Source organism: Enterococcus sp. DIV0574 (assembly GCF_051711125.1).
In the GTDB taxonomy this organism is placed as follows: Bacteria; Bacillota; Bacilli; order Lactobacillales; family Enterococcaceae; genus Enterococcus_D; species Enterococcus_D gallinarum.
In genome coordinates, this window is sequence record NZ_JBIOMA010000001.1 from 63527 (window position 1) to 75301 (window position 11775).

10 protein-coding genes are annotated in these 11775 nt (G+C 40.5%); 9 read left to right on the plus strand and 1 reads right to left on the minus strand.

Going from position 1 to position 11775, the window contains the following annotated elements; translation table 11 throughout:
* Positions 1-50 precede the first annotated feature (50 nt).
* Complete coding sequence (locus tag IGJ45_RS00280) at positions 51-1031, minus strand: polyprenyl synthetase family protein (RefSeq protein ID WP_003129005.1); 981 nt, start codon at positions 1029-1031, stop codon at positions 51-53.
* Positions 1032-1125: 94 nt separating this feature from the next.
* Here IGJ45_RS00280 and IGJ45_RS00285 point away from each other — a divergent pair, with 94 nt between their 5' ends.
* The 9 genes from IGJ45_RS00285 (at position 1126) to IGJ45_RS00325 (ending at position 11771) form a co-directional block, all read left to right on the plus strand.
* Positions 1126-2028 (plus strand): prenyltransferase, encoded by a 903-nt coding sequence (locus IGJ45_RS00285; RefSeq protein ID WP_003129007.1) that lies wholly within the window; start codon positions 1126-1128, stop codon positions 2026-2028.
* 31 nt (positions 2029-2059) lie between these two features.
* Positions 2060-3268: an NAD(P)/FAD-dependent oxidoreductase gene (locus IGJ45_RS00290; protein WP_113848992.1), complete on the plus strand. Its 1209-nt coding sequence runs from the start codon at positions 2060-2062 to the stop codon at positions 3266-3268.
* A 290-nt stretch (positions 3269-3558) separates the two neighbouring features.
* Positions 3559-5631, plus strand: a complete 2073-nt coding sequence (locus IGJ45_RS00295) for an SH3 domain-containing protein (RefSeq protein WP_113848991.1) — start codon at positions 3559-3561, stop codon at positions 5629-5631.
* A gap of 254 nt (positions 5632-5885) precedes the next feature.
* Positions 5886-6767, plus strand: coding sequence for an AraC family transcriptional regulator (locus IGJ45_RS00300; protein WP_103300704.1), 882 nt, complete (start codon positions 5886-5888; stop codon positions 6765-6767).
* 210 nt (positions 6768-6977) lie between these two features.
* Positions 6978-8309 carry an ABC transporter substrate-binding protein gene (locus IGJ45_RS00305; protein WP_113848990.1) on the plus strand — a complete coding sequence of 444 codons (1332 nt, stop codon included), beginning with the start codon at positions 6978-6980 and terminating at the stop codon, positions 8307-8309.
* Positions 8310-8450: 141 nt separating this feature from the next.
* Entirely contained in the window at positions 8451-9341 is an 891-nt protein-coding gene (locus tag IGJ45_RS00310; protein WP_005473010.1) for a carbohydrate ABC transporter permease, read from the plus strand.
* Between the two features lie 12 nt (positions 9342-9353).
* On the plus strand, positions 9354-10211 hold the full coding sequence (locus IGJ45_RS00315) for a carbohydrate ABC transporter permease (protein WP_172461408.1): 858 nt from the start codon (positions 9354-9356) through the stop codon (positions 10209-10211).
* A 4-nt stretch (positions 10212-10215) separates the two neighbouring features.
* Complete coding sequence (locus IGJ45_RS00320; RefSeq protein WP_113848989.1) at positions 10216-10629, plus strand: RDD family protein; 414 nt, start codon at positions 10216-10218, stop codon at positions 10627-10629.
* Positions 10617-11771 (plus strand): glycoside hydrolase family 88/105 protein, encoded by a 1155-nt coding sequence (locus IGJ45_RS00325; protein ID WP_113848988.1) that lies wholly within the window; start codon positions 10617-10619, stop codon positions 11769-11771. Before IGJ45_RS00320 ends, IGJ45_RS00325 begins: the two co-directional genes overlap by 13 nt.
* Positions 11772-11775: the final 4 nt, after the last annotated feature.

An 11775-nucleotide genomic window follows, 5' to 3' on the forward strand; every position in this document is an offset into this window, starting at 1 on the left:
CGTTTATTTTCAGAATAGCTTTCAGTTGCGGAGGATAGAATAAAGAATGATCAATAATTTCGTTGCAAAAGCAGTTGCGTTAGCTCGCGAATTTTTTCTTTGCTAGGGGTGTTCGGCAGCAGTTCGATGTCGGCTAGTGCTTTTTCGGTATAAGAAACAGCAAAATCGGTGGCTTTTTCGACGCCATGATAACGGCGCACTAACTCAGCAACCTCTGTGGCCTCCTCGGTGGTCAACTCGCTTTTTTTGGACAGATAGCTCTCAAATGCGGCAGGATTTTGTTCTTTAGCAAAGAGCAGAGGTAATGTATAGACACCTTGTGCCAAGTCTTCAAGTACGGGTTTTTTCAACGTTCCAGAATCTGCTGTATAGTCCAAAATATCATCAAAAACTTGAAAAGCGATGCCGATGTTTCGTCCGATCTCACCAGCCCGTTCTTGGTTTTCTAAGTCGAGACCGCCAAAATGAGCACCTTCGATGCAGGCCAGCCAGAATAATTCGGCAGTTTTACCATTGATGCTTTGTAAGTAATCAGCAATTGATTCATCTATATTGTAGCGTGTGTGCATTTGATCTAATTCTCCCAGCAAAAGGCGTTTCATTGCTTGGGCATTTGTAGCCAAAAAATGAGAGCCATTCATGCTCTCGATCAATAACTCAAAGAATTGGGTGAAGAGCAGGTCACCTGTGTAAACAGCGATATCTTTGCCATATTTTGCTTGGACAGTGATGCGTCCGCGACGCAACGGCGAATCATCAATGATGTCATCGTGAATCAAGGTTGCCATATGTAAGATTTCTAATGAAGCAGCAATTTTGGTTAATTGATCATTTCTTTCATCAATGGGTTCGCCTAGATCAGCGAATAAGAAAAATAATGCTGGACGCAGCATTTTTCCTCCAGAATAAGTAAAATCAACTAATACATCTTGTATTTCTTTGTTACGAACAGTTACGCGTTCTTCAATGATCGAACAGACAGTTTTTAGTCTTTGCTCGATCGAAGGATAATCGATCCAAAAATTCAACATATTAAAACCCTTTCTACCAGTCATTCAGCCCTTATTCTAACTTAAAGGGAGTCTATTGACTAGTTAAGTGCATTTATCAAAAGGAGATGAGTATTTGACACTCCCAGTATTTCTGGAGCTTGTGGAATTTAAAGCGAAAACAGCCAGTGTCCTCCCATTTTTTATCGGAATTTGTTACAGCTGGTATAACTACGGCTCAATTCATTTAGGTTATGTGGTGTTATACTTTATTGCCATGCTGATCTTCAACATGGCAGTAGATATTTTAGATAATTATAACGATTACCATCACGCAACAGAAGTTCATGATTACAAAGAAAAAACAAATATTATCGGACGCGAGCAGCTCTCGCTTCCATTCGTTTTTCGCTTAATGATCGGTATGATCGTCGTTTCGGCGGTGATGGGTATCGTATTGGCCTATTTCGTCGGTTGGCCCTTGTTTTGGATGGGACTTTATTGTTACTTGATTGGTATCTTTTACTCATCAGGTCCGCGGCCTTTATCGAGTTTACCGCTAGGTGAGTTTTTTTCAGGATTTACGATGGGCTTCATGATTTCGTTGATTTGTGTATATTTGAATACTTATGAAACCTTTCAATGGAATAGCGCGACCTTGGGTGGAATATTTCTAATCGCACTACCCAATACACTGTGGATCGCTAACTTGATGCTGGCCAACAACATTTGTGATTTGGAGGAAGATGAAAACAACAATCGTTATACATTGGTGCATTATTTAGGAAAGAGTCAAGGGTTACGGCTATTTGTTCTTTTGAACATTATTGCATTTGTAGCGATCTTGACAGCAGTGGTTCTGCATTTAGCACCATGGACGATGTTGTTGACGTTTCTCGTCTTACCATTTGTCTGGAAACAGACAAAACTATTTATGCATAAACAAATCAAACGCGAAACCTTTGTCTGCGCTGTAAAGATCCTTGCGGTCGGAGCATGTGCGCAGGTCATTAGTTTTGCGATCGGTTTGATTTTATAATTTTTTGAAGGAAGAAAGGAAGTAATAGGAAATGAAGGAAGTTGTCATTTTAGGAGCAGGCTACGCAGGGTTGCGAGCATTGCATGTATTACAAGGAGCAAAAGGTGATTTTCATATTACATTAGTAGATAAGAATGACTACCATTATGAAGCGACAGATTTGCATGAAGTGGCTGCTGGAACGCAGCCAAGAGAGCGAATTAGTTACGATATCGCTGATGTGGTACGACCACAAAAAACAACTTTCCTACAAAATGAAGTTGCAACGATTGACCGTCAAAGTCAACGGATCATGTTTACGGATCAAACATCTCTTTCCTATGATTATTTGATCGTAGCATTAGGATTTGAATCTGAGTCATTTGGGATCCCAGGTGTTAATGAAAACGCATTGGAAATGGTAGATGTTGATTCAGCAGAAACTATTTATCATCATTTATTGAAACAAATGAAAGAATACAAAAAAACACAAGATCCAGATTTATTGAAAATCGTCGTATGTGGGGCGGGATTCACTGGAGTAGAACTCTTAGGTTCTTTAGTGGAAAATCGGAAGGAATTTGCTGAGATCGCAGGTGTCCAATCAGAAGAAATCAAACTCTTTTGTGTAGAAGCAGTTACGCGATTATTACCGATGTTTGATGAAAATCTGTCTGCCTATGGAATCAATAACTTGGTAAAATGGGGTGTTGAATTTCTAACAGGAAAACCAATCAAAGAAATCAAGCCTGGAGTAGTTGTTTATCAAACGGATGCTGAAACGGGTGCTACAGAAGAATTGTCTGCTAAAACGATCATTTGGACAACAGGTGTCAGTGGAAGCCATGTCATGGCAGATTCAAATTATACGGCTCGCCGTGGACGTGTGATGGTCAACCAAGATTTAAGTGATCCAGAGCACAGTAATGTTTTTGTAGTAGGGGATGTTTCAGCTGTGATGGATCCTGCAACAAATCGCCCTTATCCAACGACAGCACAGATTGCTTTGAAAATGGGGTATCAAGCTGCCAAAAACTGTCTACACTTGATTAAAGGTGAAAAAACGGAAGACTTTCATTTTGAATCTTTAGGATCTGTAGCCTCTATTGGGAACACGCATGCCTTTGGTTTGGTGGGTAAAATGCCTGTAAAAGGTTATCCAGCATCATTTGTCAAAAAAGCCATCATGGACCGCTCCCTGTTCCTAACTGGTGGGGTCAAAGAAGTGTTAGCAAAAGGCCGCTTTGATTTTTATCATTGAGTCGTGCGCTATTTTTTCGACTTAACATTAACAGAAGCAAGAAGAGAACATGTACCGATGGAGATAGTTTAATTATAAGTAAAATAGACAGAGATGCCCGATTCATGTTGGGTGTTTCTGTCTATTTACTACTATTTCAGTTTTTAACACCATAGGGCGTAAGGCCTTTATTGAATCTCTAGATAAATGATCAGGTTTTGAAGAGAAAACAGGGTAAGAAAAAACCCCCTTTTGTACCTTTATTAAAAAAATGTTAAAATAAAGAGACTATGTTTGTTGGGAGGCATGAAATGACGATTCGTAAAGAAAGACGCCGTTTAGAAAAACGATTGAAGCGTTCATTATTAGCAAAAAAAGGGTTGACGATGGCTACAACTGTGGTAGCCGGTTCAACGATTGCACCAAATTTGGTTTTAGCTGCAGAAACAGCGACTTCAGATGATGCAAAAAACCAAGCAGAGATCACAGAAAATCAAGTATCTGGAGGAAATAGCTCCACTGATTCAACTGGAGACAGCATTCAAAGCAGTGCTGACGAGACGATTTCGACAGAGGAAACAACAGAACCAACTGTTCCTATTGAAGAGCAGCCTGTTACAACACCTGAGGAAGCGGCAACGCCACAGGAAACTATCACGGAAGATACAGCGGTCGTTGAGACGCCAATTGTTGCTGCACCTGCGTTAGCAAGAACCTCGATCTTCTCAGCACGTGCTGATACGAGTGGATTTATTGCGAAAGCAAGTGGTTATGCAACAGAAGTAGCTGCCGCTAATGATCTCTATGCATCAGTGATGATTGCACAAGCTATCCTAGAATCCGGCTGGGGTACTTCGACTTTGACGACCCAAGCGAACAATATGTTTGGAATCAAAGGAAGTTATAATGGGCAGTATGTCGAAATGGCAACATTGGAAGATAATGGTTCGGGCAATTATTATCAAATTATAGCGAAGTTCCGCAAATATCCATCTTTAAGAGAATCTTTCCAAGATAATGCGTATGTCTTACGAAATACCAGTTTTGCTGCCGGTAGCTATTATTACAGCGGTGCTTGGAAGAGCAATACGAGATCATATACAGAAGCAACGGCATGGCTGCAAGGACGCTATGCGACTGATACTTCCTATGCCAGCAAATTGAACAATCTTATTGCAACGTATAACTTAACTCAATACGATAGCGGCAGTTCCGCTGGGAACGGTGACATGAATAATGTTGAGACCCCTGTAGGAGAAAACGCGATTCAAAAGCAAATGAAAACGACTGCATCTATGAATATCCGTTCAGATGCGTCTACTACAGCAGCAGTTACCGGCTCACTTACTGCGAATACAACCTTTACGGCAGTTGCGGTCAAAACAGGAACGAGCGTCAATGGCAATACAAATTGGTATAAAGTTTCTGGCAAAGGCTGGGTCAGTGGTGCGTATTTAACAGAAGTAAATTCTGGTTCAACATCAGGCAATGCAAATGATAATACTGTCAATACTGGAATCAACCAAAAGATGAAGACGACTGCGACATTGAATATTCGTTCTACAGCATCGACGAGTGGCAGCATCGTTGGCTCATTGAGTCAAGGCAGCACTGTGACAGCAACGGCAGTCAAAACAGGAACGAGCGTCAATGGTAATACGAAATGGTACTATGTTTCTGGCAAAGGCTGGGTCAGCGGCGCGTATTTAACAGAAGTAAATTCTGGTTCAACATCAGGCAATACAAATGATAATACTGCCAATACTGGAATCAACCAAAAGATGAAGACGACTGCGACATTGAATATTCGTTCTACAGCATCGACAAGTGGCAGCATCGTTGGCTCATTGAGCCAAGGCAGCACCGTAACAGTAACAGCCGTCAAAAATGGTACTAGTGTCAATGGCAATACGAAATGGTACTATGTTTCTGGCAAAGGCTGGGTCAGCGGCGCGTATTTAACGAGTGACTCTAGCTCATCGTCGAATACATCGAATACAGGTGATTCGATCAATCAAAAGATGAAAACGACCGCGACATTGAATATTCGTTCTACAGCATCGACAAGTGGCAGCATCGTTGGTTCATTGAGCCAAGGCAGTACCGTGACAGCAACAGCCGTCAAAAATGGTACTAGTGTTAATGGGAATAACAAATGGTACTATGTTTCTGGCAAAGGCTGGGTCAGTGGTGCCTATCTTACGAAGACCGCGACAAATGCTTCTTCAAGTAATAGTTCTTCGACTAAATATCATACCGTTAAATCTGGGGACAGTCTGTGGTCTCTTGCGCAAAAGTATGGTAGTAGTATTGACCAAATCACTTCATGGAATCGCTTGTCCAATAATATCATTTATGTTGGTCAAAAATTGATCGTGAAATAGTGAGACACCTGATTTCATGCAACTCAAAAGAAAATCAATCAGCATTACCCGATACACATTCGTGATATCGGGTAATGCTTTTTTGCTGGTTTGTTCGTAATAAAAATCGCTGAAGAGAGATTTATTTTTAAATGGTCTTTTAGAATCATTCTGTTTACCTCTGTCAAAGAATCCAAGCAGATTTTGGTTCCGTCCCCCCTATGGAGTTTCCTATTTTTTAGGTAAAATAGAAAACAAAGAAAGGAGTGGAGAGTATGAAGACGATTGTTTATAGTGGGATGATGAACGGATTGACGATTGATCGCTCACGACGAGATAGTATCTACAATATGGTGAAGCATTGGCATTCTGAATGCGAAATCCAATATTTTATAGAAGGGAACCGCTATTTTTTGATTGGAGAAAAAACCTATAAAGTCCAACCTGGTACATTGGTTATGATTCACCCCGACTGTGTCCACAATACATTCTCAGGAAAGTATATTTATCATGATCGTGTACTCGTTCTCTATGAAGCCAGCAAATTTCCAAGAATCGCTCAATCCATGGGAATAGATCTGGAGACCTTTTTTTTAAAACATCATGGTATCATTCAGATTCCGCCAGCGGATCGCTCTTACGTACAAACGCTCTTAGCGAAAATCGCAGATGAAGTGATCCACAAAGAATACAATTACCAGGTAATGGTCGAAACAAAATTAATCGAACTTTTTATTTTTATTCAGCGGATCAAGAACTTCAGGGGGCTTTCTGATGAACCGGCAGAAAGTTTGGGAAAACAAAGCGAGCTAGTTAATCAAATTGCAGCCTTTATTCGTCGGAACTATGCATCGATCCATTCATTGGAACAAATCGCTTCGTCTTTTTATCTCGACAAATCCTATTTATGCCGTATCTTCAAGCGTGCAACAGGCTACACCATCACTGAATATACCAACATTCAACGAATCCGTCAGTCTCAGCGATTACTGGAAGATACAGATTGGGATATTGCTGAAATAGCGAGAAAAAGTGGATACAGCAACATTACCTACTACAACCGTGTGTTCAAAAAATATACAGAGACATCCCCTTTGCAATACCGCAAGAAACAAATTGCATACAAAGAAAGTCTGCGAGAAAAAAATAATTTCTAAATAGTCACTCATCTTTGCACAGGCATGAAAGGGGGATTATTTTCCTGTTAAAAAAGTCAATATTGTACAAGTTCGCGGATATTACGTCACTTTTTTGTGCAAGTTTTGCTTGTCTATTGCTGAGACATTTTTTGTCCGATAAAATCAGTAAGCGGATACATAAATGAAAAATTGTAAACGTGTGCATTTTATGGAGGAGGAAATAATCAGATGAAAAAGAAGATATTGGTTGCCAGTCTTTTTAGCACTTTAGTTCTAGCAGCGTGTGGATCTCAGCCTGACACTACTGGTTCTGGCAGCAGTGGTTCAACAAAAGATGCAGAAGCAGTGACGATTAAGTTTGCTTGGTGGGGAGCGGATAATCGTCATGATGCGATGCAAGATGTAGTGGCTCTTTTTGAAGAGGAATATCCGCATATCACGGTTAACACAGAGTATGGTGCGTGGGATGGATGGCAAGAAAAGACATTGACTCAGCTATCCGGTAAAACTGAAGCAGACGTGATGCAAGTGAATTACAATTGGCTCTTTTCATTCGGGAAGGGCAAGAATATCTTTATGGACTTGAATGAGGTCAGTGACTATTTGACGCTAGACAATTGGGAAAGTTCTTATTTAGAAGCGATGCAAGTGGGTGGTGAACAAGCCGCGGTTCCCCACGGAATGACCGGTCGGGTTCCTTTGATGAACCAAGCACTTTATGAAGCCAATGGGTTGGAACTGCCAAAGACCTATGATGATCTTTTGGCAGCGGGAGAAGTCATTGCGAAAGGGAATACGCCAACTGGTGAAGACAATCAGTACGCATATCTCAATGTGGGAGAGTTCTCATTAGATCTATTTATTGCTCAGATGCTTTACAACTATACAGGGAAGATCATGCAGACCGATGGGACAGTCAACTATAGTGTGGCTGAAGTGAAAGAAGTGCTTGAAAGATATAAAGAATTGGAAGATGCTGGTGCACTGCCGACTTTTGAGCAAACAAGCCCAATCGATACGGAATCAAACCCTCAATGGGTAGAAGGCAATGCAGGCTCTGTTTATGAGTGGGCAAACTCACTGGCGAAATGGACAAACTCATACAAAGGCGGCGACGGGTTAGATGAGTTAGTTGTAGGAGATTTCTTGCAAGTCGATGCTGACTCTAAACCAAGTATCTATGTGAAACCAAATTTTGGCTACGCAATTTCAAAAAATTCGAAACATCCTGAAGCAGCAGCCACTTTTATTGAGTTCTTGTTTACCAATGAGCAAGCGGTGAAGGCTGCCGGAGATTCTTTGGGTATTTCAAGCAACACAGTTTGTTACGATCTGCAAGTAGCGAATCAACTAGTCGAAGGTGCTGTGGCTGAAGGGTACGCCAAATTGGATGACTATGAACAAACGGTGTTAGATCCATACTTTGAAGACGAAAATGTGCGGGGAGAAAGATATACGGTTTACGAGGCATTTCGGACAGGAAAGTTCACGTCGGAGGAAGCTGCGAAGCAATTCATTGAGAAACAGCAAGCAGCACTTGATAAGTATTACCAAGAATAGGAAGTAACAAGAAGGAATGCGAGACTTAGCTACGTCCCGTACCCTTCTTTTTCCGAAATAAAATTGGACATGAGTGAGAATGTCTGGAAGTAACCCATTAGTATCTGGACGTTCATTTAGAAGGTAAAGGAGTCAAATGCGATGTTGAAAAAAATGAAAAGAACAAATTGGGTGATCTACTGCATGCTCATGCCATGGATCATTGGCTTCCTAGTCTTTAAAGTTTACCCAATCATTATTTCTTTTTACTACAGTTTGTTAGAATATCCGATTTTAGGTGATCCGGAGTTTGTCGGATTACAAAATTATCTAGAGATTTTTACAAAAGACGATACGTTTACTGCGAGTTTCTTTGCAACAATCAAATATGTGTTGATTGGTACCCCAGCAGTTATCATTGTCTCTTTTGCAGTAGCAGCCATCTTGAATTTTAAGCTTAAGGGAGTCAATTTCTTTCGTACCGCTTATTATATTCCTTCTATTTTAGGAGGAAATGTAGCTGTTTCAATTTTATGGACCATGCTTTTTGATGTCAACGGACCTGTGAATATGGTGTTGAGTGTTTTTACACTCGGAAACGATGTCGCCATTAACTGGACAAAAGATCCAAAGTTCGCGATTTTTACCCTGATTATTTTAAAAACTTGGCAATTCGGTTCGACCATGTTGATTTTCTTATCGGCATTGCAAGGTGTTTCTAAAACAGTTTATGAAGCGGCAGAAATGGATGGGGCTTCAAAAATAAGACAACTGTTCAATATCACTGTACCGATTATTACCCCCGTAATTTTGTTCAACGCCGTAAATGTATTAGTCAAAGCGTTTCAAGAGTTTAACTCCGCGTATTTAATCACTAAAGGTGGACCAAATAAGACGACTTATTTCTTGAATCTTTATATTTATGATCAAGCCTTTCAAAATGGGAATTATGGCTATGCGAGTGCACTAACATGGATTTTGTTGGTGATCATCGGTATATTTACGGTTATTATTTTCAAGTCATCTGATCGGTGGGTATTTTATAATGATTAAGGGGGCTGAATAATGGAAATGAGTAAATCTCGAAGACGGATGAATGAAATCATTCGTTATGGATTATTGATTGGTGTGGGGATTATCTTGATTTATCCGTTGTTTTGGATGATTGGTTCTGCGTTTAAAGAGAACCGGGACATTTTTGGTAGCTTGAGTATTTTCCCGCCAAGTGACCGTGTGGTTACAACGAATTTTTCCGATGCTTGGCAGTTGACGCGAGACCATTCTATCTGGTTTTTCTTTGGGAATACACTGAAATTTTTGATTCCAAAAACGATTTTTACAGTTTTATCTTGCGTGATTACCGCCTATGTGATTGCCCGAAAATCGTTTAAAGGGAAAAAATTTGTCTTTGGTGCCGTGATCGTTACATTATTGATGCCAGAACTGGCTTTTCGCATTCCGCTGTATCTGTTGTACCGTGAGGTGGGACTTTTGGATAGTTTTGCCAGCCTTTATGTAGCGGATATTTTTGCTAGTTCTTCGTTTTTTGTATTTATGATCATTCAATTTATGCGAACAATTCCTAGAGAGTTAGATGAAGCGGCAGTGATGGACGGGTGTAATGAATTTCAGATTTTGTTCAAAATCATCATTCCCGTAATCAAACCAATTCTGATTACCGTTGCCTTGCTAAGCTTTATGTGGGGCATGAATGATTTCCAAGGACCATTGATTTATTTGAATAGTTCAGATAAAACGGTTCTATCAGTAGCATTGAAACAATTATTAGACGGTGAAGCAATGGTCTCCTATGGGAGAGTATTCGCTGCTTCTTGTTTGGGGCTGTTACCTATGATCGCAATTTTCTTTATGGGATCACGGTACTTTGTTGATGGCGTTGCTTCTACAGGAAGTAAAGAGTAGTCATATGTTGATCAGAAGAATTCTCGCACAAATCGTTGATTTTGTCTTAGGGATTTTAACCATATTTCTTATCTTTGTAGGAGGACTTCCGCTAATCGGTCGGATCATCAATAATGACTTTGTCGCTGTTTTGACTGCGATTTGTTTGATGTGTGTTATGTATTTTGCACTGCAATATCCATTCATGCAAAATCAGCAGACGATCGGAAAAGCATTCTTTCAGCTGCAGATCGTTTCAACAGATAAATATCGCAAAAATGTTCCAGTGGCAGTCATTTTTCAACGAGAGATTTTATGCAAACTAGCCAGCTGTTTCTTCATTTGCCTGCCGCTACTGTTTGGCAAAGAAGGAGGACATGAGGCATCTACACATACAAAGTTAAGAATTGGTAAAGGAGAAAATAGTTGGAAGAAATAAGACAATTTTTGGATCAAGTAATCGCACATTCTTCGCCAGAAGCACCTATTTGGAATCAAGAGGCTCGATTAGCCAATCATCCAATCCGTTGGAGTTATATCGATGGCTGCATGATTCTGGCGATCCAATACATGTTTAATGCAACACAAGACGAGAATTATCTTGCGTTTGTTGAAACCTTTATTGATCACTACATTGATGAGGCAGGGAATCCATTGGGGTACGATGAAAAAGAATATAACTGTGACGCAATCAATGAAGGAAAACTATTGTTTCAGTTATATGCAATCACTAAGAAAAGCAAATACCGCAAGGCTCTAGATAATCTGTATCGGCAAGTTTTGTTGCAACCGCGCACTAAGGAAGGAAGCATGTGGCATAAGCTGGTCTACCCGCAACAAGTTTGGCTAGACGGTTTATACATGGTTCAACCATTTGCGATCCAATACCAACTAACGTTTGGCAACTCCGCAGATGTTAGTGACGTGATTGGGCAATTCAAAAATGTCATGGAGTCAATGAAAGATCCGCGAACAGGATTGCTGTATCACGGATACGACTGTACGAGAACTGCATTTTGGGCGCATCCAAAGACAGGTTGTAGCGCAAACTTTTGGACTCGTTCTCTTGGATGGTATGCTATGGCATTAGTTGACACACTTGAAGTTTTACTGTCCCATGAAGGCTATGTCCAAGAAAAGCAGCAGTTGCAGCGCTATTTAACAGAACTTGTAGGTGCAGTAATGGTTTATCAAGATCCAAAAACGAGTCTCTTTTTTCAAGTAACAGATAGACCAGACGGTGAAGACAATTATTTAGAGACGAGTGGATCTGCTGCTTTGAGTTATGTGATGCTAAAAGCCAGTCGATTAGCTATTCTTCCTTCACAATATAAAATAATCGGCGAGACGATCCTACGCGCTCTTGTAAAGCACAAATTGGTTATTAAAAACGGAGAATTTACGTTGAAAGATATCTGTTTAGTTGCTGGCTTAGGGGGGATGCCGGGAAAAGGCAACTACAAAATCAGAGATGGCTCCTATGAGTATTATATTTCAGAACCAGTTGTCAACGATGATGCTAAAGGCATCGGTCCGTTCGTTTATGCTTACAGTGAATGGTTGCAACTGCAGAACCAATAAAGCC